The 25,028-nt window shown below is 36.6% G+C and carries 26 protein-coding genes; 13 read left to right on the top strand and 13 right to left on the bottom strand.

The genetic code is table 11. The annotated features are described in order from the left end of the window. Window positions 1-2: 2 nt before the first annotated feature. The 7 genes from OPU68_RS03260 to OPU68_RS03230 all read left to right on the top strand — a co-directional run bounded on the left by OPU68_RS03260 (window position 3) and on the right by OPU68_RS03230 (window position 5,873). Window positions 3-1,727, top strand: coding sequence for a PspC domain-containing protein (locus tag OPU68_RS03260; protein ID WP_498472568.1), 1,725 nt, complete (start codon window positions 3-5; stop codon window positions 1,725-1,727). A gap of 90 nt (window positions 1,728-1,817) precedes the next feature. Then, window positions 1,818-2,336 carry a DoxX family protein gene (locus OPU68_RS03255; RefSeq protein ID WP_498472566.1) on the top strand — a complete coding sequence of 173 codons (519 nt, stop codon included), beginning with the start codon at window positions 1,818-1,820 and terminating at the stop codon, window positions 2,334-2,336. A 1-nt stretch (window position 2,337) separates the two neighbouring features. Next, window positions 2,338-3,168 (top strand): GLPGLI family protein, encoded by an 831-nt coding sequence (locus tag OPU68_RS03250; protein WP_498472565.1) that lies wholly within the window; start codon window positions 2,338-2,340, stop codon window positions 3,166-3,168. Between the two features lie 253 nt (window positions 3,169-3,421). Then, window positions 3,422-3,994, top strand: a complete 573-nt coding sequence (locus OPU68_RS03245; RefSeq protein ID WP_498472564.1) for a 1-acyl-sn-glycerol-3-phosphate acyltransferase — start codon at window positions 3,422-3,424, stop codon at window positions 3,992-3,994. A gap of 2 nt (window positions 3,995-3,996) precedes the next feature. Continuing rightward, on the top strand, window positions 3,997-4,428 hold the full coding sequence (locus tag OPU68_RS03240; RefSeq protein ID WP_498472563.1) for a PaaI family thioesterase: 432 nt from the start codon (window positions 3,997-3,999) through the stop codon (window positions 4,426-4,428). A 15-nt stretch (window positions 4,429-4,443) separates the two neighbouring features. Further along, a complete protein-coding gene (locus tag OPU68_RS03235) occupies window positions 4,444-5,421 on the top strand; it encodes a chorismate-binding protein (protein ID WP_498472562.1) in 978 nt (325 codons plus the stop codon). A gap of 128 nt (window positions 5,422-5,549) precedes the next feature. Then, window positions 5,550-5,873 carry a DUF6804 family protein gene (locus OPU68_RS03230; protein WP_498472561.1) on the top strand — a complete coding sequence of 108 codons (324 nt, stop codon included), beginning with the start codon at window positions 5,550-5,552 and terminating at the stop codon, window positions 5,871-5,873. 13 nt (window positions 5,874-5,886) lie between these two features. Here the strand turns inward: OPU68_RS03230 and OPU68_RS03225 are convergent, their stop codons facing one another. The 13 genes from OPU68_RS03225 to OPU68_RS03165 form a co-directional block, all read right to left on the bottom strand. Next, window positions 5,887-6,450, bottom strand: a complete 564-nt coding sequence (locus OPU68_RS03225) for a hypothetical protein (RefSeq protein ID WP_498472560.1) — start codon at window positions 6,448-6,450, stop codon at window positions 5,887-5,889. Window positions 6,451-6,506: 56 nt separating this feature from the next. After that, the gene (locus OPU68_RS03220; protein ID WP_498472559.1) at window positions 6,507-7,886 is read right to left on the bottom strand and encodes a nucleoside permease; all 1,380 of its coding nucleotides are present in this window, start codon (window positions 7,884-7,886) and stop codon (window positions 6,507-6,509) included. A 24-nt stretch (window positions 7,887-7,910) separates the two neighbouring features. Beyond that, window positions 7,911-8,516 carry a bifunctional nuclease family protein gene (locus OPU68_RS03215; RefSeq protein WP_498472557.1) on the bottom strand — a complete coding sequence of 202 codons (606 nt, stop codon included), beginning with the start codon at window positions 8,514-8,516 and terminating at the stop codon, window positions 7,911-7,913. Window positions 8,517-8,902: 386 nt separating this feature from the next. After that, a complete protein-coding gene (locus OPU68_RS03210) occupies window positions 8,903-9,853 on the bottom strand; it encodes an electron transfer flavoprotein subunit alpha/FixB family protein (protein WP_498472555.1) in 951 nt (316 codons plus the stop codon). Window positions 9,854-9,930: 77 nt separating this feature from the next. Then, window positions 9,931-10,677 carry an electron transfer flavoprotein subunit beta/FixA family protein gene (locus tag OPU68_RS03205; protein ID WP_498472554.1) on the bottom strand — a complete coding sequence of 249 codons (747 nt, stop codon included), beginning with the start codon at window positions 10,675-10,677 and terminating at the stop codon, window positions 9,931-9,933. A gap of 221 nt (window positions 10,678-10,898) precedes the next feature. Continuing rightward, complete coding sequence (locus tag OPU68_RS03200; RefSeq protein WP_498472553.1) at window positions 10,899-11,600, bottom strand: SDR family oxidoreductase; 702 nt, start codon at window positions 11,598-11,600, stop codon at window positions 10,899-10,901. 179 nt (window positions 11,601-11,779) lie between these two features. Further along, on the bottom strand, window positions 11,780-13,162 hold the full coding sequence (locus tag OPU68_RS03195) for a dipeptidase (RefSeq protein ID WP_498472803.1): 1,383 nt from the start codon (window positions 13,160-13,162) through the stop codon (window positions 11,780-11,782). 113 nt (window positions 13,163-13,275) lie between these two features. Further along, a complete protein-coding gene (locus OPU68_RS03190; protein WP_498472552.1) occupies window positions 13,276-13,536 on the bottom strand; it encodes a hypothetical protein in 261 nt (86 codons plus the stop codon). 341 nt (window positions 13,537-13,877) lie between these two features. Beyond that, window positions 13,878-14,555 (bottom strand): ATP-dependent Clp endopeptidase proteolytic subunit ClpP, encoded by a 678-nt coding sequence (gene clpP / locus OPU68_RS03185; RefSeq protein WP_028122990.1) that lies wholly within the window; start codon window positions 14,553-14,555, stop codon window positions 13,878-13,880. 72 nt (window positions 14,556-14,627) lie between these two features. After that, window positions 14,628-16,547, bottom strand: a complete 1,920-nt coding sequence (dnaG, locus tag OPU68_RS03180) for a DNA primase (RefSeq protein ID WP_498472551.1) — start codon at window positions 16,545-16,547, stop codon at window positions 14,628-14,630. 103 nt (window positions 16,548-16,650) lie between these two features. Beyond that, complete coding sequence (locus OPU68_RS03175; RefSeq protein WP_498472550.1) at window positions 16,651-17,298, bottom strand: hypothetical protein; 648 nt, start codon at window positions 17,296-17,298, stop codon at window positions 16,651-16,653. Window position 17,299: 1 nt separating this feature from the next. Further along, a complete protein-coding gene (locus OPU68_RS03170) occupies window positions 17,300-17,965 on the bottom strand; it encodes a hypothetical protein (protein WP_498472549.1) in 666 nt (221 codons plus the stop codon). A gap of 2 nt (window positions 17,966-17,967) precedes the next feature. Further along, complete coding sequence (locus OPU68_RS03165) at window positions 17,968-18,657, bottom strand: hypothetical protein (RefSeq protein ID WP_498472548.1); 690 nt, start codon at window positions 18,655-18,657, stop codon at window positions 17,968-17,970. A 190-nt stretch (window positions 18,658-18,847) separates the two neighbouring features. Here OPU68_RS03165 and tsaE point away from each other — a divergent pair, with 190 nt between their 5' ends. The 6 genes from tsaE to OPU68_RS03135 all read left to right on the top strand — a co-directional run bounded on the left by tsaE (window position 18,848) and on the right by OPU68_RS03135 (window position 24,809). Further along, entirely contained in the window at window positions 18,848-19,255 is a 408-nt protein-coding gene (gene tsaE, locus OPU68_RS03160) for a tRNA (adenosine(37)-N6)-threonylcarbamoyltransferase complex ATPase subunit type 1 TsaE (RefSeq protein WP_498472546.1), read from the top strand. Window positions 19,256-19,311: 56 nt separating this feature from the next. Then, entirely contained in the window at window positions 19,312-20,508 is a 1,197-nt protein-coding gene (locus tag OPU68_RS03155) for an alanine dehydrogenase (protein ID WP_498472545.1), read from the top strand. Between the two features lie 9 nt (window positions 20,509-20,517). Continuing rightward, window positions 20,518-20,889: a hypothetical protein gene (locus OPU68_RS03150; protein ID WP_498472544.1), complete on the top strand. Its 372-nt coding sequence runs from the start codon at window positions 20,518-20,520 to the stop codon at window positions 20,887-20,889. A 63-nt stretch (window positions 20,890-20,952) separates the two neighbouring features. Continuing rightward, complete coding sequence (locus OPU68_RS03145) at window positions 20,953-21,726, top strand: histidine kinase (protein WP_498472543.1); 774 nt, start codon at window positions 20,953-20,955, stop codon at window positions 21,724-21,726. Continuing rightward, entirely contained in the window at window positions 21,701-22,411 is a 711-nt protein-coding gene (locus OPU68_RS03140; protein ID WP_498472542.1) for a LytR/AlgR family response regulator transcription factor, read from the top strand. The genes OPU68_RS03145 and OPU68_RS03140 overlap by 26 nt, the downstream gene beginning before the upstream one ends. A 121-nt stretch (window positions 22,412-22,532) precedes the next feature. Beyond that, complete coding sequence (locus tag OPU68_RS03135) at window positions 22,533-24,809, top strand: cation:proton antiporter (RefSeq protein ID WP_498472541.1); 2,277 nt, start codon at window positions 22,533-22,535, stop codon at window positions 24,807-24,809. Window positions 24,810-25,028: the final 219 nt, after the last annotated feature.

Genomic DNA, 25,028 nt, shown 5'->3' with positions numbered 1-25,028 from the left:
TTATGAACAAGACATTATCTATAGCACTCGCTGGTTTTTCCTTTACGATAGACGAGCTGGCTTATATAAAATTAAGCGATTATCTGAATGCTCTTAGAAATTCCCTAGACGCCGCTGAAGCTGATGAAGTGATGAACGACATCGAAATCAGAATGGTAGAGATCTTCAAAGAAACGCTTGGAAAAAGAGAAGTCATCAATGATTCTGACGTAGAGAAAGTAATTGCTCAAATCGGAACACCAGAACAGATTGATGAACAAGAGGAAGCCTATTTCTCTGAAGGTAAACAAAAGCAGTCTAAAACAACCGGAGCTTTTTCTTACAGCAGCAATTCTCAAAAGCAACTGTTCCGTGATCCGGAAAGACAAAAAATTGCGGGAGTTTGCGCAGGATTGGCAGCTTATTTCGGAATGGAAATCAGCTGGATGAGATTGATCTGGATTGGTGCATTTCTTTTCCTTTGGGTAGCGCCAGGCTCATCTTTCTTAGTTGTGATTTTATATTTTATCCTTTGGGCTGTTTTACCAAAAGCAGAATCAGCTTCGGATTTTTTGAAAATGAAAGGGAAACCTTTGAATTTTGACAATCTAAAGGAAGAATCTGGGAAAATAGTTCAGTTTGCAAACGAAACTTCTACAAGAGCTGGAGAAATCTACACGGAAAACAAACCAAAAATCGGATCTGCAGGAGACACAATCCTGAAAATCCTTAAGTATTGTCTTGCTGTATGGCTGGCACTGATGGCTGCAGGATGTTTCATCGGACTTTTCGCAATGACATTTGCTTACGGATCCGGGAAATTTGGAATCGACAACAACCTTGGATTCTATCTTGAAGAAAATAATATGGGTTATCTGATCTTAGCGATTGCGGCTTTGCCTACAGTTATCTTCGGAGTTGCTTTCTTATTGTTATCTATCAAATTATTCTCTCCGAAAACTAAATTCAATTATGTAGGTCCTGTGTTGGGAACTTTAGGAATTATCTGGTTAGTTTTGGTAGGTGTATTGGCTGCTAATGCTTCAAAATTCAACTTCACTTACAGCGGAGACAATGAGGATTATGAAAACATCTCACTTACTGCACCAAATGCTGCTGACACCATTTACATCGACAGCAAAAAAGTGGAAATTCCTGAGAACTTCAAAACTTATTTTAATAATATCTATTCTGATAAGTCGAAGATCTATAAAAAAGATTATCCTCACGTAGAAATCACGAGAAGAGATGATATCAAAACACCATATCTGATTGTGAAAAAAGAAGCGGATGGATACAACCAGCCTCTCAAAATGAAAGTACCGGTGGAAATTGTAGGGAACAAAATTATATTACCTAACTACTTCGAATATCCTTATGAATACCGTTTCAGAAACTACAGACTGGATTATGAACTTGTAGTTCCTAGAAATACGAAAATTATTAATGAAAAAGAATATCAGGTAAATGTAAGCGATGATAATGACGATGACGACAACGATTCTGACAATGAGGATAATAACGGAATAACGGTTGAGAAAAACAAAATCAATATCAACGGAACGACAATCGAGTACAACTCTGACGAAAGCGACAGCGTGAAAATCAATGGGAAATATTACTCCAAAGATTCTGCAGATGTGGTTTTGGAAAGAATGAAAATTGATGAGAAAGTTAAGAAAAGCATAGAAGATCTTAACATCAACATCAAAGACGGAAAGAAAGAAATCAATATCAAAACCAAATAAAAATTGAGAGTGGATTAGTCGAAAAGCGGGTCAAAAACTGTAAAGAGTTTCCGCTTTTCCTCTAGTTCTTCTTTAAAAAAACTAAAAACTATGTACTCAAAACTGAGAAACAACAGAACGCTGAATCTTATGATCATTGGCATTCGGTTTTTAGTTGGATTTGCTTTTATTCCTTCGGGACTTACCAAATTGCTTGGAGAAAGATTTACAAACATTGGAACTGATAATCCGATTGGCTACTATTTCGAAGCGATGTACAGAACGGGATTTTACTGGGAGTTTTTAGGATTTTGTCAATTGCTGACAGCCTTACTATTATTCACTCAGAGATTTGCAACTTTAGGCGCTTTGATGTTTTTTGGAATTATTCTCAACATTTGCATTCTTACAATCAGTATGCATTTTACCGGAACCTGGGTCATCACTTCGTTAATGCTTTTTGCAGCATTAGTTTTAGTAGCCTGGGACTGGAATAAGCTGAAACCTATTTTAGGAATCAAAATCTCAGAAACACACGATTACCGAGAGCCATCAACCATCTGGCAAATCACAGGATTTATTTTATTTATTATTCTACTCTCAAGTTCAATTTTATTAAAATCAAGTTAATATGAAAATCTATACACTTTTTCTTTTGGTAGTTTTCACCACCTTATCAAAAGCACAAACACACCGTTTTATTTACGAATATCAGTTCAAGCCTAATTCCGAATCTACAGAATACAGAAAGGTAAATATGGCTTTGGACATCAATCCAACCGATGTTAAGTTTTACGACTATGAAAACATTCTGAACGATTCTATTAATAAAAAAGGCGGACACAACTACAGCTGGAATCAGACGCCGGCCATCAAAAGAGATAAAAATTCTTATCAAAACACAAATTACGAAATGATGATGGATTATTTTTCGTACCAAACCACAGACAAAATGGATTGGAAACTGGAAAATGAAACCAAAACTTCAGGACAATACACCCTGCAAAAAGCGACGACTAATTTTGGAGGAAGAGAATGGACAGCCTGGTTCGCCAAAGACGTCAATATTTCAGAAGGACCTTACAAATTCCGAGGCTTGCCAGGTTTGATCTTTGAATTGAATGACAGCAAAGACAATTTTATTTTCAAATTAGCCAAAAGCCAGAAGCTGGAAAAGACTTATGATACCTTAGATTTCCTGGAAGCTTTTGCAGGCAAAAAACCTTTGAATGTCAAAATTGAAGATATGCACAAACAAATGCTGAAATTCTATAACGATCCGATGAAAGAACTGAGAGAGAAGTTCGATGATGTACCACCGGGAACTTTCCAGGTTGGAGGAACCAAAATTACAAGCAAAGATCAATTCAAGGAAATGGCAAAAGTGATGCAGAATCACATTTTGAAAAGCTATAATCCTTTGGATCTTACAAATGCCGTAATTTACCCGACTATAAATTAAAAATTTAGTAAAAAATTAACCAAATTACTATCAATACTATTAATTAATTTATTAAATTTGTTTCAGAAAATTAATTTCTAACCAAAAACTACTATAAAATGATACAACTTGTAATTGCTATCGCCATCAAATTGGTCGATTTTTTCTCCAGCCTTTTTTGAATGTAAAGAATATCTAGATATTTCTTAGAAAATAAACATATTTTGTAAATTTGTAAAGTATAGCTTTGTCGCTGTACTTTATTTTTTTGTTTATGAGGAAATTTTTAGGAAAAGCCATTCTGAAACTTATTGGCTGGAAAGTTGTTCTGCAAGGCGATGTCAACAATCTGGACAGATGCATCCTGGTTGTCGCACCACATACCGATAACAGCGAATATATTCTTGGTAATCTTGCGTATTGGACGCTGGATAAAAAATTAAAAGTCATCATCAAAGATGCTCATACAAAAGCCTTCTATGGCGGCATTGTAAAAGGTCTTGGCGGAATTGGAATCGACCGTTCGCAAAAAAACGACCTTGTGAAATTTGTAGCAGATGAGTTCAAAAAAGATGATTTCAGTCTTGTAATAACGCCGGAAGGTACCAGAAGCTGGGTTCCGAAATGGCGGAAAGGTTTTTACAATATGGCGATGGCTGCGAAAGTTCCAATTGTTTTGGCAGGAGGAGATTACAAAAGAAAAACCATCAATCTTGGTTACAAAATTCCTTACGAAAAATTAGAAACGCATACTTTTGAAGAAATCATGCAGGAAATTCAGGATTTCTATGTCAGATATGATATCACGCCGAAACATCCTGAGAACTGGAATCCGCAAATTTATTAAGAATGAACGAAGCAAAAAAAACAGAAATCCTTGACCGCCTGAACAAAGCCAGTAAAAATACTCTTGGTGAAACTTTAGACATTGTTTACACAGATGTTTCAGATGACCATTTGACCGCAACAATGCCTGTAACACCGAAAGTTCATCAGCCATACGGCATTATGCACGGCGGTGCAAGTTGCGTTTTGGCAGAGACTTTAGGATCTTGTCTTTCGTTAATTAATCTGGACCTTTCCAAATCGGTTCCTGTCGGAACTAATATTAATAGCAATCATTTGCGCGCCATAAGAGAGGGAATCGTGACAGGAACGGCGACTTTCATCCGAAAAGGAAACACAATGCACGTTTCCCAAATCGAAATCCGTGATGAAAAGGGAAACCTCATCAACCACACGACAATGACGAATAATATTGTTCCTGTTGGCAAAGTTTAATTTATTTTAATCAATATGCTCGTTTTCAGATTGCCCGACTCAGAGGTTTTTCACACGTTAGAAAATTCATCAGAAAAACAGGTTTCCTTCGTCAGTTTTGATTCTAAAACCATTTTGGATTTTAAGGGATCTATCAAAGAAATTTCGAAAGAGGAAATTGAAAATCAGACTGTTTCTCCAAAAAACAAAAGCTCATTAATAGAAATCGGAAAAGAAACTCAGGAATCTTATGCTCTCAAAATTTCGCAGGCCAAAGATTTCATTGAGAAGAATGAACTTAAAAAATTAGTTCTTTCCCGAAGAAAACTACTGATGTACCTTGACATCGACTCCGAGAAAAAATTATCATTAACGAAAAGTTTCCTCAAATTTTGCAACAGCTACCCTTCTGCTTTCTGCTATCTTTTCGAGAAAAATAATGAAATCTGGATGGGCGGATTTTCCGAAGTCCTGGGAAAATTTGATAAAAGGAATAATTCCTTTGAAACAATGAGCCTTGCAGGAACGCTTCCGTTGGAAGAAAACTGGACAGAAAAAGAAGTTGAGGAGCAAAAAGCGGTGACAGATTACATCCAGTCAATTTTGAGAAAATTCTCATCTAACCTGAAAATATCCCCAACCAGAGATTTGATTTCCGGAAATATCAAACATCTTCAAACCAACTTTTCGGCGGAAATAAGCCCGGAAAGTCTGGACAAAATTATTTCTGAATTACATCCAACGCCAGCCGTTTGCGGCTTTCCGAAAGAACTCTGCGCACAAGGCATCAAAAGTATTGAGCATTTTAACAGAGAATTCTACGCAGGATACATCAAGGTTGAGACAGAAAATTTCATTTACTATTTTGTAAATTTAAGATGTGCAAGCTTCTTTAAGAATTACGCTTTTCTCTTTGTTGGAGGTGGAATTACGCTGAAAAGTAACGCCCAAAAAGAATGGGAAGAAACTGAATTAAAATCTCTGGCAATCCAGAATAATCTTGTTTTCGAATAATACATACAATTTTCTATTTTTATAAAATAACTTATCATAATTAATTATATTTATCAATTATTTAAAATATCCAATAATAAATTAGAACGTAAACATTTATTTATTAATTTTACAAGAAACTGAGAAATATGCATCAGCTTCTAAAATTAATTCTAGCGGGAATTCTGATACTATGTTTTCTGCAAATGCCTTACTTATTTTACAGGTTTTCCGGGTATATTTTATTTGCAGGTTTTGGATGGCTCGCTTACGATGCTTTCCAGAGACGAGACCAATTGGATGTCAAGATCTTTTTCTCGCTCGCAATACTTTATAATCCTTTCTTAGTCATTCCAATTCCCCATTTTTTATGGTTGATCATTAATACCTGCGTGATTATTGGAATGATTCTCAATTTACTTTTCAGTGAAGAAAATCCTTACGAAGATTTCACAAAAAAAGATGACCGCTAAGTCATCTTTTATATTATAAGCCTACTGATATTCTAAAGCCTGTATTAACTTTGATTTTCATATTACCAGCCGCAAGTTTACCACCTGTTATTTTCAGGTAGAAAGTGTGCTGGTTGGTCTGCAAATGACTGATTAAATCGTCACTAGTGGGTGTAAATGTAACAGAAGTCGGATTGGTATTACCTGTAAATTTAGCCACCAAAACCGTTCCTACATTTGGCGTTTTAAAGTAAACTTCAGCATCTTTTATAGCATCTAAAGGCACAGTATTTCCTTCAACAACTTCTATACTGAATTTGTCCAGTTTAGCTGATTTCAAATTATTGATTGATAAATTTTCGTTATAATCTTTAATCTTTTGATTAACATCAAGAGTTACAGGAATTTCTGGAGTGGTCAAAGAAACATTATTATCTATTGCAAATGGGAATTCCGCATTGAAATCCAATGGAATTGTCAAAGGAACCGGCACCGAAATGTCATCAATAATATCTTCTACTTTACTACAGCTACTTGTAATATTTCCTATCGCAAGGAAAGAAGAAACCAAAACGACACTTGTTATTATTTTTCTCATAAACTTTATTTTTCTGTAAGTGTATATAAAAATATGCCAATATAATTATGAATTAATTAATGCTTAATAGTTTCAACATCTGCAACAGAATGTTTATGCCTGAAAAATAATCCAAAAAGAATAGCTATTACCAAAGAATAAGCTGCAAAATAAAGCCAGATGTGAGTCCAGTCTTTTACAAATACAATATTCGACAAAGTTCCATCCGGATTGACAGCTGAATTAAATGAATTTTTCAAAATGCCCAAGAAAGTAGAATTATCCGGAGTTGTCTGCAGATAATTTGAAAGTTCGGAAACCGTTGTGAATTTTATGGTAAAGAATTTATCAATGGCCCAACCTGCGATATAACTTCCAAGAACAGCTCCAAAACCGTTTGTCATCATCATAAATAAACCTTGAGCAGAAGAGCGAATCTTTTTGTCGGTTGTAGTTTCTACAAAAAGTGAACCCGAAATATTGAAAAAGTCAAATGCCATTCCGTAAACCACGCAGGAAAGAATAATCATCCAAAGTCCGTTTACAGGATCTCCGAATGCAAACAATCCAAAACGCAAAACCCAGGCAAACATACTGATCAGCATTACTTTTTTGATTCCGAATTTTCTAAGAAAGAATGGAATTGCCAAAATAAACAGGGTCTCAGAAATCTGAGAAATAGACATAATGATTGTCGATTTTTCTACTACGATTGAGTTGGCGTATTTGGGGAAATTAGCAAATTCGCTTAGGAAAACATCACCGTAAGCATTTGTTAATTGCAAAGCTGCACCCAATAGCATCGAAAATAAAAAGAACAAAGCCATTTTGAAATTACCGAATAACTTAAAAGCATTTAGCCCAAGTTGTTCAGAAAGCGGTGCACTTTTGTCGATTAATTTTTGAGGCGGGCATTTTGGTAATGTCAAAGCATATAAGCCTAAAAGAATTGCTACAGCTCCGGCAATGTAAAACTGCCCTTCTGTCGCCTTATTTCCTGTAAGATTTGTAATCCACATCGCAACGATGAAACCAATCGTTCCCCAAACTCTGATAGGCGGAAAGTCTTTCACAACATCCAGATGACTGTTTTTCAAAATGGTATAAGAAATTGAATTCGTCAAAGCAATGGTCGGCATATAAAAACACATTGCTAAAAGCATAATATAAAAGAATGAGTCCGGCGTTTCCGAATGTGGCAAAATGAAAAGTACAATACCGTAGAGAATTTGTAAAACAGAGTAAATCCTTTCCGCATTGACCCAACGGTCTGCGATGATTCCCGTGATGGTTGGCATAAAGATCGAGGCAATTCCCATCGTTCCGAAAACAGCGCCAAACTGTGTTCCATCCCAATGTTTGGTTCCAAACCAGAAGTTTGCCATCGTTATCAGCCAAGCTCCCCAAACAAAGAATTGCAGAAAGCTAAGTATAGTCAATCGTAATTTTAGACTCATTATATAAAATGATATTAGTATTGGTTAATCGATTTTTTTGTTTCTTCTTTTGATTTCCTCCTGTAATCTTAGCGCGGTGTCATAATCTTCTTCTTTCACAGCATCACTCAGCAGCTGGTCCAATTCTTCGGAAGTAATCCCGGAAAGATCATTGAAATCTGCAACTTCTTCGGCTTCTGTTTCCTCATCGCTTACTTTCGGTGTCTCATCCAGTTCCAACAGAATTCCGGCTTCATTCAGGACATCGGAAGTTGTGAAAATTGGTGCATCAAAACGGACTGCCATGGCAACAGCGTCGGAAGTTCTTGCATCCAAAATCAGTTCTTCATCGGATAATGGATTCTTGAAATTGATATTTGAAAAGAAAACGCCGTCTTTTATTTGATAAATGATCACAGATTCGATCTTGAAGTTGGTATTTTTAACGAATTGTGTGAACAGATCGTGCGTCAAAGGACGAGGCGGATTGATGTCTTTTTCTAATCCTAAAGAGATGGATTGCGCTTCAAAATTTCCTATAACAACAGGCAGTTTGACTGATGTTTCTTCATGTTCCAACAACAGCGCATAAGCTCCCGACTGGGTTTGGCTGTATGAGATTCCTCGTATGATTAATTTTTTATAATCCATTTAGCAAATATAAAATTTTTTGTTAATTTTCGCTGAGAAATTGTTGAATTTTACGTGGTTTGCATCGTATTTATGTAGAAAGTACGACGTAAAAAGTATTTATTTCAAAATGCCAAACTTTAATAAAATATAACGCATTGATTTTGAACACGAATCTTCGCAGCCCGGCCTGAGTGGAAATCCTTTTTTGCGAAGAATTCGATTTCTATTGAACTGGAAATCATCTGCAAAAAAGATTGACTTCATCGAACCACTACGTTAGGTTTGGGAACGGAGGACGGAAAAAGCTGCCATGAAAATTAAAAAAATAAATGAATCAATGATTAGAATATATAAACAGAAAACCTGAGCCAATGACTCAGGTTTTGATTTTATATTAATGAAAATTAAGCGCCTTTTAAAGCTTTGATTTTCTCTGTCAATGCAGGAATGATTTGGAAAGCGTCACCTACTACGCCATAATCCGCAGATTTGAAGAAAGGTGCTTCCGCATCATTATTGATCACAACAATCGTCTTGGAACTGTTGACACCCGCCAAATGTTGAATCGCTCCGGAAATACCAACTGCCACATAAAGATTCGGAGAAATGGCTTTCCCAGTTTGTCCAACGTGCTCTGTGTGAGGTCTCCATCCAATATCTGAAACTGGTTTGGAACAAGCTGTTGCTGCGCCCAAAACGTTTGCCAGATCTTCGATCATTCCCCAGTTTTCAGGACCTTTCAGACCTCTGCCAGCGGAAACTACAACTTCAGCTTCTTTAAGATCAAGCTTTCCGGAAGACTGTTCGTGGTTGATCACTTTTGTATCTTCGTTGGCTATGCTCAATTCTTTCACTTCTTCTGAACCGGAAGCCGCATTTTCTTTAACACCAAATGCGTTCTGAGAAACTGTTACGATAACGCCCGCTGCGTCAGCTTTTGCGTGCATAAATCCTTTTCCTGAGAACGCTCTTCTCTTAACCTGAAAAGGCGAAGTGCTTTCCGGAGCTTCAATTACGTTGGTAATCAAAGAATAATTTTTCTGAATTGCCAACATCGGCGCCACTGAAGATGCGTCTGTTGTATGAGGAAAAACGATAACATTTCCGTCGAAAACCTCATTCACTGCTTGTGCGTAAGCTTTTGAACTGAAGTTTTTAAGACCTGCATCTTTTACATTAATGACTTTATCTGCGCCATATTTATAAAGTAAATCTGAAGAATCTGTAGGATTGATGGAAATCGCAGTCACTGAATCTCCAGTTTTTGCTGCTATTGCTTTTGCATAAGAAACGGCTTCAAATGCTGCTTTTTTATAAATTCCGTTTATATTTTCTGCGTATACGAATACTGCCATAATTTCTAAATTTAAGGTTTAAAATTCAAAATTCAAGCTTGGGAAACAATGAATCTTGAATGTGAAATTTTGAATGATTAAATAACTTTTGCTTCTTCGTGAAGTAATCTTACCAGTTCATCCAGGTTATCTGCAGAAACCAATTTCACGGCTGCTCTTGGTGCAACGCTGTCAAAAGAAACAGCTTCCACTTTCACCTCCGAATTTGAAGGTTCTACCACCTGAAGAGCTTTTGTTCTTGCAGACATAATGCCTCTCATATTTGGGATGATCAAATCTTTTTCGTCGACCAAACCTTTTTGACCTGCAACAACTGCTGGTAATTTTACAGAAATAGTTTCTTTTCCACCTTCGATTTCTCTTACTGCAGTCGCTTCTGAGCCATTAACTTCTAATCCAACTGATGCATTCACAAATGGGAAATTAAGCAATTGCGCTACCATTCCCGGAACTGCGCCACCATTGTAATCGATGGATTCTTTTCCCATCAGGATTAATTCATAACCACCGTCCTGAGCAACTTTTGCGATTTCTTTAGCTACAGAGAAACTGTCTTTAGCTTCAGTATTAACTCTGATTGCGTCATTCGCTCCTATTGCCAAAGCTTTTCTGATAACCGCCTCTGTTCCTGCGTCACCAACGTTCACAACTGTTACGGTTGCGCCTTGGGATTCCTGTAATTTTATAGCTTTTGTCAAAGCAAATTCGTCCAAAGGATTGATTACCCACTGGATTCCGTTTTTGTCGAATGCAGACTTGTCTGCCGTAAAGTTAATTTTACTCGTAGTATCTGGAACACTACTGATACAAACTAATATTTTCATTTTATTGTGATATATTTTGTTATATGAATTTGGCTAATTTATATAAAAAATGCTATGCATGCATAATTTATTGTTATTTAATAAATAGGATTCGTTAAGCCTTTATTAATCGGGTATTTAGAATATTTACAAATAATAAAGCCGATAAATACTGACAATTTTGCTAAAAACCGTCTACATTTTTAATAACTTAAACAAGACAAATTTCGATTTTAAGTCAATTATTTCTTAACCTGACTTGCTCTGAATTCTATTTTACTTGGCAAAACTCTTGGATTCATATTCAGCATATCGAGGACGAGATTTCCCATATCTTCCGGCTGGATCTTCCATTCGTCTTTTTCTGTAGGAACATTTCCATTGAAATTTGTAGCAACAGAACCTGGCATTATGGTAGAAACTTTGATGTTATATTTTCTAAGGTCTATCATTGCGGCTTGTGTAAAACCGACAACTCCAAACTTGGAAGCATTATATCCAGCGCCATTTTCAAAAAAATTGGTTCCTGCGAGACTTGCGATGGTGATGTAATAACCTTCAGATTTTTTCAATTCCTCAACCGAAGCTTTCAATGAATAGAAACAGCCTGTCAAATTGGTTTCCTGCATTGCGTTCCAGTCTTCGATGCTCAATTCATCAACTGGTTTGAAAACTCCCAAACCAGCATTGGCGATGACAACATCCAGAATTCCGAATCTTTCTACAATTTTTGAAACTGCATTCTCTTCGTCTGCAAAATTTCTAACATCCGAACTCACACCAAAAATACTCTCTGAAATTCTTTTAAGTTCCGAAACAGCTTTATCAATATCTTCTTGCTTTCTCCCACTGATGGCTACTTTGTGACCGTTTTTCAATAGGACTTCTGCTATTCCGAAACCGATTCCTTTGGTTCCGCCTGTGATGTATATTACTTTTGACATAATTTTTATTTTATTTTTAACCACATAGGCACATAGTTTTTTTAGAAAAATTTTAAGATTAAATAGAAAAACTTCATACTCTATTTAATCTTTATAAATACTTAATTTCTATGTGTCTATGTGGTTTAGTTAATGATTAATATTTAACAAAAAAGACAGAATCAACTGTCTTTAATTTTTTATCCTTTCGCGTAAAATTCAAAGAAGTAAGGGATACTTTCTATTCCTTTGTAATAGTTGTAAAGTCCGTAATGTTCGTTTGGTGAATGAATAGCATCTGAATCCAAACCGAATCCCATCAATACAGATTTTGCGCCCAACACTTTCTCGAATAGTGATGTAATTGGGATACTTCCGCCACTTCTATAAGGCAAAACTTCTTTTCCGAAAGCTTTTTCCATTGCTTTTTTAGCAGCCTGGAATTCTTTGGTATCACTTTCCAAAACGTAAGGCATTCCGCCGTGGTGAGGCGTTACTTTTACTTTCACACTTTTAGGCGCGATCTTTTCAAAGTATTTGGTGAATTTTTCCGTGATTTCTTCAGGTGTCTGGTTTGGCACCAATCTCATTGAAATCTTGGCAAAAGCCTTGGAAGCAATCACAGTTTTAGCTCCTTCGCCAGTATAACCACCCCAGATTCCGTTGACATCTAAAGTTGGTCTGATTGACGCTCTTTCCAAAGTCGTGTAACCTTCTTCGCCTTGAATATCATTAAGACCAATCGATTTTTTATAACCTTCCTGATCGTCCTTCAGTTTGTTCATTTCTGCTCTGTCTTCATCCGAAACGATCAAAACATTATCATAAAAACCATCGATTGTGATGTGTCCTTTTTCATCAATTAAATCGCCAATTAATTTTGATAAAACATTTATCGGATTCGGAACGGCACCACCATAAAGTCCGGAATGCAAATCACGGTTTGGACCTTCTACCTCGACTTCCACATAACTCAAACCTCTTAAACCTGTTGTAACAGTTGGTTGCTCATTCGAATAAATATGCGTGTCGGAAATTAAGATTACATCGCAGCTCAGTTTTTCCTTATGATCTTCAAGGAAATCTGCCAAACTTGCAGAGCCAACTTCCTCCTCACCTTCTATCAAAAACTTGACATTACAAGGCAAAGAATCGGTTTTCATCATTGCTTCGAACGCTTTGACGTGCATAAAAAATTGACCTTTGTCATCGGCAGAACCTCTTGCGAAAATCGCACCTTCCGGATGAAGTTCGGTCGTTTTCACAACTGGTTCGAATGGATCGCTTGTCCATAATTCCAACGGATCTGCTGGCTGAACATCATAATGCCCGTAAACCAAAACAGTTGGCAAATTCTTGTCGATGATCTTTTCTCCGAAAACAATTGGATAACCTTTGGTTTCAAGGATTTCCACATTATCTGCACCTGCAACTTTCAGATGTCTTGCGACTTCGTCTGCACATTTCAGAACTTCTGATTTGTAGGCTGGATCTGCGCTGATGGAAGCAATTCTGAGAATGTCGAAAAGTTCGTCGAGAAAACGTTGTTTGTTTTCGTTGATGTATGTTTGTGTACTCATTATGATTGATAAATGATAATTGATTAAAAAACTTTGTCAAAGTAAGGTTCGTAAAAATAAAAAATGTCCTGCAAACGCAAGACATTTTTTGTTATAATATTTTTATAAAATTCTGATTAGTGTTCAGCTTTTGGGGCCTCGGTGGTTGCGGGTGCAGTTGCTTTTGATTCCATTGTAGAAGCTTTTGCGGTGTCTGCGATGCTGTGAACTGCTTTTGCAGTATCTGACGCTGGTGCGTAAGTTCCGTGAGGTGCATTTGGGTCGTCGTATCTTACAATATCGCCTTCTTTTTTCAGACGGCCTTTGTTCCCTCCGGCAGGGATGTCACAAGAAATAACGAGAATAGCGGAAGCCAACAATATCACTGATTTTTTCATTTCTATAATTTTGATGCGTCAAAAGTAGTGAAATTGAGATTTTCTGCAAAATGTTTTTTTGTAAAATGTGCGCTGTATAATGTATTATGTAATAAGTCTAATTAATTTGCTTCAATTGTATTACAAATCCAAAATTACAAGACTAATGTTTCAACTGTGCGAAGTGCGCCCCGACCTGAGTGGAGCTCTTTTTTGTCATTGCGATTGTTGAAAAGTTCTTTTGACTGTCTCACGTCGATCGCAATGGCAAAAAAAGCGGGAACGGAGGGCGGATAAAGGCGCCCCAAATAAAAAAACCTGACTCAAGTGAATCAGGTTTTATTGTATTATTTGGTTTCTAATTAAGCTTTTCTTTCCAAAACTTCGTCTACCATTCCGTATTCTTTGGCTTCGGTAGAGGTCATCCAGTAATCTCTGTCAGATGCTTTTTCTACCCATTCGTAAGTCTGTCCGGAGTGGTCGGAAATGATGTCATAAAGTTCTTTTTTCAACTTCAACATTTCTCTCAGGTTGATCTCCATATCGGAAGCTACACCTTGTGCGCCGCCGCTTGGCTGATGAATCATTACTCTTGAGTGTTTCAAGGCGGAACGTTTTCCTTTTTCGCCCGCTACCAAAAGCACTGCACCCATTGATGCTGCGATTCCTGTACAGATTGTCGCTACGTTTGGCTTGATGATCTGCATCGTGTCATAGATTCCCAATCCTGCATAAACGCTTCCACCAGGGGAATTGATGTAGATCTGAATATCTTTTGCGGAGTCAGAACTTTCCAAGAAAAGTAACTGTGCTGTCACGATATTCGCAACCTGATCGTCGATTCCTGTTCCAAGGAAAATAATCCTGTCCATCATCAATCGGGAGAAAACGTCCATCTGTGCAACGTTCATTCTGCGCTCCTCCATAATGTAAGGCGTCAGGTTGGTCGGGTTAAACATTCCCATATATTGATCTGTTACCAGACCGTTGTTTCCCAAATGTTTTACTGAGAAATCTCTGAATTCTTTTTTAATGTCCATATTATCTGTGGTTGTTTCTAAATTTCTTTTGAGTTTGCAATTTCTATTCCTTTGCTAAAGTAGGACTTTCTGTCACAAAATACGAAATAATTCGCTGTCTAATTTGTTCTTTAATTGAGTTAAAAGGATTATTTGCTGATAGATTAGCGTTCCATGGTCGTTAAGGGAATTTTTGAGATCGTGAATTAATTTTACAACATATTCTCTTTTGTGACGCAGAACAACGTCTGAGACCATTTTTGGAACGACTTCTTCCTCTGAACTAAAATAGATATTATACTGATTCCAATTGCTGGTCTGATAATTATCTATAAGTGCATTTGCCAGTTTACCGGAAACTTCCTCGTCCATAAAATTGAAGAAAAACTGACCGGAACGCAATTCCTTTTGCTCGATTCCTTCTTTGATTTCGGAAATTATTTTTTGATTGATTTTGAGCTGAATTTCATAATCGTCTTCATTGAGGTGATTCAGTATTTCTTCGATGACCGTAATCTGATAAGCATTTCCTTCGTGGTCTTTTCTTTCAAGAATAAGATCACCATATTTCAACATCAAATCCACCAATTTCTCTTCCAGCATCAAAAGCGGATTGATTGTAATTAAAGCTTCCTGAACAACTTCTAACTTCTGCGGAACTTGTTTTTCCTGAAATGATGAAGGTTTTCTTTCCTGATTAGGCGCGTTTTTATGAATCTCGAGTTCATTAAACAAACTTTGCTCGCTGAGTCCAAACTTATTGGAAACTTCTTTCAGATAAACTTCACGTTTCAAACCATTTTGAACAAAAGCAACGGATTTTACAATATCACGAATGGCTTCTGCTTTTTTGATTGGATCAGTTCCTGCATCTCTGAGAAGAATTTCGGCTTTGAAATCAATGAAATCTTTGGCTTCTTTGTCAATGAAATTCTCAACAAATTCTTGCGGATGTTTTCTTGCGAAAGAATCTGGGTCGTCGCCGTCCGGGAAAAGCAACACCCGAATGTTCATCCCTTCGGAAAGCAACATATCGATACTTCGAAAACTCGCTTTGATTCCTGCATTGTCACCATCGAATAGAATTGTGACGTTTTCGGTGAGGCGTTTTATTAATTTAATTTGTTCCGTTGTCAAAGACGTTCCGGAACTTGCCACCACGTTTTCAATCCCACTTTGATGAAGTGAAACCACATCCATATAACCTTCTACCAAAAGGCAGAGATTCTTTCTGGAAATCGCCTGTTTACCTTGATTTAATCCATAAAGAACATTTGACTTGTGGTAAATTTCGGTTTCCGGTGAATTGAGATATTTTGCAGTTTTGACATTATTCTTGAGAATCCTTGCTCCAAAACCTAAAACCCGACCTGAAAAACTGTGAATTGGAAAAACCACACGATCACGGAATCTGTCAATTCCGGAAGGTGAGTTTTCCGGAAAAATTGAAAGTCCTGATTTCTCTAATATTTCTTTGGAATAGGCTTTATCTAAAGCAAATTCTGTAAACGCATTTTTCTTTTCAGGCGAATATCCGAGTTGGAATTTCTTGATAATATCGTCCCGAAGTTCTCTTTCTTTAAAATAAGAATAAGCGATCATCCTGCCTTCCTCAGATTCCCAAAGCTGATCCTGGAAAAAATCGTTGGCAATTTCGTGGATTTTGTACAAAATATCACGTTCAGTCTGCGCTTGTATTTGTTCTTCGGAATATTCTTTTACATCTTCTTTAATTTCAATTCCGTACTTTTTCGCAGCGTGGCGAAGTGCTTCCGGATAGGTGAAATTTTCAATCTCCATCAGAAAAGAAATAGCGGTTCCACCTTTTCCCGTGGAGAAATCTTTCCAGATCTGCTTGCTTGGAGAAACGACAAAACTCGGCGACTTTTCTTCGTGAAAAGGACTCAGACCCTTGAAGTTGGAGCCGGCCCTTTTCAGTTGAACATATTCGCCGATAATTTCTTCAACACGGATGGTAGAGAAAATCTGGTCTATGGTTTCTTTTGTAATCACGAGGTAAATTTATAATATTTAAAGTCTGGAAACAAAAAAATCCCCAGATGGAGATTTTATATTTATTTCAAATTTTAAAAAAAATTACGGCGACCAATATTTTCTAAAATTTTTCGCACATCATTGTATAAAAATACAGTACCGTTGGCGTTGTCTGCATGGTTCTTGGAAGCAATGTCAATCTATAAAGGTTTTTGTCGCCCGGATAAGAAATGTAAATCTCATCCAAAGAATTGAGAATACGTCCTGAAGGATCCAGCGAAACCCAATCGTTTGACGTGTCGTAAACGGCAGGTATGTTTGTAGTGATCGTATTATCTCCGTAAAATGAATTAGCCCCGGAATTTTGCTTATGAATCCTGCTGTAGTAGATTGTTGTACCGGAAGTGGGAGCTGTCGACAATCTCATTTGAGGTTCAGGACCTGTGTTGAATCTGAACTCAAATTTACCGCACTCCATCGTCCTGTCAATATCGGGCGCGTTGGAAAAGACGATTACTTTTTTGTTTTCCAGAAATACACTTTCTATCTGATCCCGGATTCCGTCTTTTGTCCAGGCTCCTATTTCACCAGAAGAATTAGCTACCAATATCTTATTATATGCTGCATCATTGCTCTTGTCTGTAGTTGTTACCACTTTCAGATCACCATTGACGTCTAATGTTTTGTCCGGAGACTGCGTTCCAATACCTACTTGTGAAAATAGTAATACCGAATATCCAATTGTAAAAAAAGTAATTATTTTTTTCATCTTATAAAGTCTGTATATAGAATTTTTCGCAAATTAAACTGAAGGTATGGTTGCTGTCTGTGTTTGCAAGCCTTGTAAGGGTAAGGCGGTAAAGGTTGTTCTGTTTCGGCAGAATGATGGTGTAGATCCTTACTGTATTATTTGAATTGAATAATTCCGGATCTAAAGTCTGATAAGTGGAATAATTGGCTAATGTAAAATTAACAGTATCATTGAAGTAATTGTAATAAGTACTCGTCCATCTTTTTATCCCATAATCCAGTTCGAAAGCGGTAGAATTGATTGAATTAAAAATCGCATTGCTGTTTAGTTTGAACTCAGCAATATTCGAACTATTAATCCTGAATGTCATATCTCCGCAACTGCATTCTTTTGTATCATCTGGAGTAGGCGCGAGATAGATACTTCGCTTTACCTCTACATTATTGACATCAGATTGCATAAAAGAAGAAGCAGTAATGTGATCCACATTTCCGTTATCCTTATTGACTGCCATGATTTTCGGGAAATTGCTATCATTGGTAACATCCGGGAGTGTAGCCAACCTCAGATTACCATTGACGTCAAGCTTACGTGTGGGATTTTCAGTATTAATGCCGACATTTTGATTTTGAGATATTGCATAGATACTCATTAATGTAAAAAGCAATAAAGTAATTTTTTTCATATTTAGAATTTTTCACAAGTGGCAGCAAAATCCCAGCTGAGTACAACCGGAGATCCTATTTTTTGCCTCACTCTGTATATTGTAAGCCTGTAAAAATTGGGGTCATTTGGGTATTGGAAATGCATGACATTCTGCTCAGAATCTGCTACGTTTGCCTCTGCAAATTCCTGTGGTATATTGTAATTTTCGGGATTGAAAACAAATGGTACAGTGGCCGGATCATTTGAAGCGTGACCTTGAAAAAACTGGAATCCGTTGCCGTCCCAATTCTGCTCCATACTCATAAATATGTCTACTGAAGAAGCAGGCTCATCTGCCAATCGGAATTTAATACGTGAATCAACACCGGAATCAAATAAAAAATAAAACTTCCCACATTTTAGAATTTTGCTGGGATCTCCATTTTCAGTGCTCATATTGAATAATTGACTGTAGGCTTCCTTGTTAGCCTCATCCGGATCAGAACTATTTGGCAGCAAGTTGCTTTTTGAAACATAATCTATATTTCCATCCGCATCCTCGGCAAGAATTCTATCATAAGACAGCAACTCTGACACGTCTGTCATCTGCCTTATCTTCAGATCGCCAGCTACATGCAATGTTCTGGTAGGAGAACTTGTATTAATCCCTACCTGTGCACAAATTGACTGAAATAACATTATTCCTAACAAAAGAATAAATTTTTTATTCATACAATATTTGGTTTTATAATTAAAAAAACAATGTAAATGCAAGACAATCATCAATACTACATTATTTTTGCAAAAATAATAATATAATTGATACATTATGACATCATCCAAAAAATTATTTTTATGTTAATATTAAAGTAAATAAATGAATACTATTTTCGGAATAAGCTATTTTTGCAAAAAAAAATAAATGAGGTTATTTATTGATGCATTGAATGAGTGGGATGAGGTTGTAAAGCAAATTATCCCGGAAATCAAACATCCCATTTTGTTATTAAAAGGAAATCTTGGCGCAGGCAAAACAACTTTTTCTCAATTTCTTCTTAAAGAATTAGGAAGCCAGGACGAAATTTCGTCACCAACCTACTCAATCGTCAATGAATACGACACTCCAAAGGGAAAAGTTTTCCATTTTGATCTGTATCGATTAAAATCTGTTGAGGAAGCTTACGATTTCGGAATCGAGGAATATCTGGACAATTGCTACCTTTCTATCATTGAATGGCCGGAGATTTATATGGACGAATTGGAAGGTTATGATTTTCATGAAATGACTATTAACAATACAGATTCCGGAAGAGAAATCGAATTTAATTAACCTTACACTAAATTGTTTTATCTTTGTTCTTTATTTTTGATTAACGATTCATTTTTATGAGCAGTACATCCACCATATTTACGCCTTTTACAGAAGAAGATCTGATGCCGAAGGAAGAAAAACTTGAAGTTGTAAAAAAGGGAAAAACATTCAGCATCGGAATCCCGAAAGAAACCTGTCTGAACGAAAAAAGAACGTGTATCATTCCGGACGCTGTTCAGATCCTTGTTAATAATGGTCACAGAGTCATCATAGAAGCCGGAACTGGTCTTGGTTCCCATTACTCGGATTTACTGTATTCTGAGGCTGGCGCAGAGATAACAGACGATCCAAAAGTGGCATTTGCCCAGGATTTAGTTTTAAAAATTAACCCACCTACAGAAGAAGAAATCGACTATCTAAGGCCGATGACTTATTTGATTTCCGCTTTGCAGATCAACCTTCGGGATAAAGAATATTTCCTGAAATTGGCTTGTAAAAAAGTCAATGCGATTGCTTTCGAATTCATTACGGATGAGTATAAGCAGCTTTCTCTGGTAAGATTAATCGGGGAAATCGCAGGTAGTGTTTCTATATTATATGCATCAGAACTTTTGGCAATGTCAAACGGATTGATGCTCGGCGGAATCACCGGTGTTCGTCCGACAGAAGTTGTAATATTAGGAGCAGGAATCGTTGGTGAATTTGCAACGAAAGCAGCAATTGGACTAGGAGCAAGCGTCAAAGTTTTTGATAATTCACTTTCGAAGCTTCGAAGACTTCATACTTTGGTTGACAGCCGCGTTCCGACATCTATCATCGATCCTAAAGAATTAACCAAATCATTAAGAAGAGCAGACGTTGTCATCGGTGCTTTGCCAAGACTTAATCTTCCACCAATCGTTACCGAAGATATGGTAATGAAAATGAAAAAAGGAAGCGTCATCATCGACATAACAATCGATAACGGAAAAGTAATCGAAACTTCGGAACTCACAACCACAGAGAATCCTTTCGTTATAAAACACGGCGTGATCCATTGCGGATTACCAAACCTAACTTCGAAAATGCCAAGAACTACTACGAAAGCTGTGAGCAATTTCTTCCTAAGTTATCTTCTAGGCTACGACGAAGAAGGCGGATTCGAAAATATGCTGATCCATAAAAGTGAAATTAAGCAATCACTATATATGTACAAAGGCCGACATACGAAACAGTTGATCTGCAACAGATTTGATCTTCCTTACCACGACATTAATCTTTTGATTTTCTAAGACCAGACAATGTTCAAAAAACTTAAATTCTATTCCATCGGGCTTATTCCTGGATTATTGATCGTATTTTTTATACTTAATCAAAAAGGAACAACCTGCTCTTATTTTCCGAATGACAGAGTGATTGCAGAAACATTGACCAAAGACTTCATCTATTCTCCGGATTTTCAGGTAGAAATGGAAATCAATAAAATCTCAGAACAATTCCTAAAAGACAGTATTATTTCTGCAGGAAAAATCGATTTCGACAGAAGTAAAGCTCAACAAAAACCTTGTCCGCAATACCTTCTGCTCTACCCGAAAAACAATCCAAGATTCGAAGTCAACTATTCCAAATGTAAGGAAAATGCAGAATTTACAGGATTAAAAAAAATAAAATAGATCTGTCGATTTAATATTAATTTTAAATCTAATTTCTAAAACTTAACTTCTAACATCTATCCAATGAATGGCAGAAATTTATTACTCCCGGATTATTTGCTGTTTGGAGGGATTTTCGCCATTTTTCTTCTGATCGTTTTATGTTTTTTTCTTTACGGGAAATACAAATCTGCAAATACAAAAAACAAGATTCTCGAGGATAACTACAAAGCCATTGAGAGTAAACTGGAAAACGTCAGGCTGGAACATATCGAGACCAAACTCAATCCCCATCTTTTTAAAAATATCCTGAATTCTGTACAGTCGCACGCTTATCAGACTTACATTTCGCTTGATAAATTGGCCAATATTCTGGATTACATTCTCTACGAAAGCAGCAACAAATATGTCAGCGCAAAAGCGGAACTCGACTTCGCCATGAGTCTGATTGATATTAATAAAATCAAAATCAACCCACTTTTTGACCTTAGGATTAAAACTAAAATTGATAAGGAAGATTCAATTTATTCCGAAAAAATATTCGCGCCATTAATTTCTGTTGATCTAATAGAAAATGCTTTCAAACACACCGATTTTCTTGCTCAGGATTCTTTTATTTCAATTAATTTAAGTCTGGAAAATCGTCAATTCGAAATGAAAGTCAGCAACAAGATTTCCGAAAAAACGCCGATGCAGAAAGAAAACAGCGGTTTCGGAAGCGGTTCTTGTGATCAAAGGCTGAAGATGATTTATAAAAGTCATTACAAACTGACGAAAAGCATTAATAATGATATTTATACCGCTCATTTAAAAATCAATCTGGGAGAATTTTATGATAAAGTGCGTTATACTGGATGATGAATTACTGGCAATTAGTTACCTGAAATTGCTTTGTGACGAATTAAATGTGGAAGTTGTAAAAGCCTTCAACAATCCAAAAGTTTTTTTGCAGGAAATTGACAATATCGATTGCGACCTTTGCATTCTGGATATAGAAATGCCGGGAATGAACGGACTTCAGGTTGCTGAATTGATTAAAGGAAAGAAAATCATTTTTACGACAGCTTATAAAGAATACGCAGCGGAAGCTTTTGATCTGAGTGTAGTCGATTATGTCCGGAAACCAATCAAAAAAGAACGTCTTCAGCAGGCTTTTGAAAAGGTAGAAAAACTCATCATCGAAACAGAAAAAAACAGCTTTTTCGAATGGAACACAAATCTTGGAAAAACCGTAATTCTGACCAACGAAATCGTTTACATAAAAACTTCTGAGATCGACAGCCGCGACAAAGATGTCATACTGAAAAGTGGCTCAGAAATTATATTAAAAAATCTAAGTTTCAAACATTTATCGGAATTATTACCACAAAAATATTTTGTCCAGATTAATAAAAAGGAAATGGTGAATGTTCAGCTTATTAAGATTTTTTCTGCATCGGATATAATTCTGGATCTAATTTCTGCTGATGGAAATCCCGTAAAACTAACTGTCAGTGAGGTTTTCAAAGATCAGGTTTCTGAAAAATTGATAAGGAAATACTAAAATTAAAATTTCAGTACATAATTCAGTCATTTTATTACATTTCTTAGTGTAAGATGAATTTCGTATTCAAAAACTTCTCAAATTTACATCTTGAAATCAGGTAAAATTTAGATTAATGAATATGAAAAAGTACAGGAATATTATTTTTTACGTTGTTACAATTCTTTTTTTCTCAGGACTGATATATTGGTTTATAGTAGAAGGAAAAACTCTGGAAGCTGGAGAAAACATTGTGATCAAAGAAAATAAGGGATCAATGTGGGACAATTTCTCGGAGTCTTTTATGACCAATCTGCATCATCCTTTAGCACTACTTCTGGCTCAGATCGTTACCATTATTTTTGTAGCCAGGCTTTTCGGTTGGATCTGTATGAAGCTGAAGCAGCCATCTGTAATTGGTGAAATGATTGCTGGAATCGTGCTCGGACCGTCATTAGTTGGATTATATTTCCCGGAATTTTCCGCTTTTCTTTTCCCGAAAGAATCATTAGGCAACTTACAGTTTCTCAGCCAGATAGGATTAATTTTATTTATGTATATCGTAGGAATGGAACTGGATCTTAGCGTTCTTAGAAAAAAAGCGCACGATGCAGTGGTCATCAGCCACGCAAGTATTATTATTCCTTTTGCATTAGGAATTGGATTGTCATATTTCATTTATAAGGAATTTGCGCCGGAAGGAATTCAATTCAGTTCATTTGCCTTGTTTATTGCGATTGCGATGAGTATCACAGCATTTCCGGTTTTGGCAAGAATTGTTCAGGAACGGAATCTTCAGAAAACAAAACTCGGAACCATCGTCATAACTTGTGCTGCAGCAGATGACATTACAGCCTGGTGTATTTTGGCAGCCGTGATTGCGATTGTAAAAGCCGGATCTTTTGCCAGTTCTATTTATGTGATTTTGATGGCGATCGGTTATGTTTTCCTGATGATTAAAATTGTAAGACCTTTCCTGAAAAGAATCGGAGAACTGCAAGCCGGAAAAGGAATCATTAATAAATCAATAGTTGCGATTTTCTTTTTAACATTAATAATTTCGTCTTATGCAACAGAAGTTATTGGGATTCACGCATTATTCGGAGCCTTTATGGCTGGAGCGATAATGCCGGAAAATGTGAAATTCCGAAACTTATTTATCGAGAAAGTTGAAGATGTTGCATTGGTTTTATTACTTCCATTATTCTTTGTTTTTACTGGTTTAAGAACTCAAATCGGATTGCTGAACGACGGTCATCTTTGGCTTATAACAGGATTAATTATTCTCACGGCTGTAACTGGAAAATTTATCGGAAGTGCTTTAACTGCAAAATTCCTGAAGATAAGCTGGAAGGACAGTCTTACGATTGGCGCATTGATGAACACGCGTGGCCTGATGGAATTAATTGTTCTGAATATTGGTTACGATCTTGGCGTTTTGAGTCCGTCAATCTTTGCGATGATGGTTATAATGGCGTTGGTAACCACATTTATGACTGGTCCTGCTCTCGATTTGATTAATTTTATATTCAGAGGAAAAAAGGATTTGACTGATGGAGAAACGGAGGAAAACGGAGGAAAATATAAAGTTCTTCTATCTTTCGATAATGCTGAATCCGGAAGTACGCTTCTGAAACTGGCAGATAATTTCACAAACAAAATGAATAGCAACAAAAGCATAACAGCGATGACAATTGCACCGGTTGATGAGCTTCACGCTTTTGATAATGATGTTTATGAAAAAGATATGTTTGAAAATGTGATCGATACTTCTAACGAGTTGAAGCTGGAAGTCACTACCCTTTTCAAAGCGTCTAATGATATTGAGAATGATCTGATCAGCATTACAAACAAAGGTCATTACGACTTGCTTCTTGTGATGTTAGGAAAATCGATTTATGAAGGTAGCTTGCTTGGAAAACTGCTTGGATTCACAACGAAAATCATTAATCCTGAGAAATTATTGAATACTGTAAAAGGAAAATCCTACATTTTTAATTCATCGCCTTTTGATGATTTTACATTGAGTATTCTGGATAAAACCAATATTCCTGTCGGGATTATGGTGGATAAAAAATTCGAAAGTGCTGATAAAATATTCATCCCGATCTTTGAACTTAATGATTTCTTTTTGGTAGAATATGCAAAACGCCTGATCAACAATAACGATTCTCAAGTGATTATCTTAGACGCAGCCGGACAAATCCGTAAGAATACCGAAATCCGTGAATTAATCAGAAATATCGAACATATCGCACCAAATCACATCACGCTTTACAACGAAAAAATTATTGAGAAAGATTTTCTTCAGTCACAGGATTTAATGTTAATCAGCAGCAAAAGCTGGAAAAACCTCATCGATTCCAAAAGCCTCTGGTTATCGGACATTCCGTCTACTTTGATCATATCGAATCCATAATGCTCAAAGATATACTGAGAGCGTAATCCGACAGACCGCCCCCGTGAAGTTACGGGGGCGGTCTGCTTTAAGCACGGGGGCGGTCCGGAGAGATGACCGGGGCGGTCTGGTGAGATACACCGTCCGGCTCCCTTCCACAGCGGGTTTGGAAATATAATACGGATAACTTTCTAAAAGATAAAAGAGTTATAAATAAATTTAAAAAAATAATGTCTATCT

The organism is Chryseobacterium sp. TB1-D10, from assembly GCF_059803555.1.
Note: the sequence above shows the minus strand (reverse complement) of the source record. Positions and strands in the feature narration are given on the sequence as shown.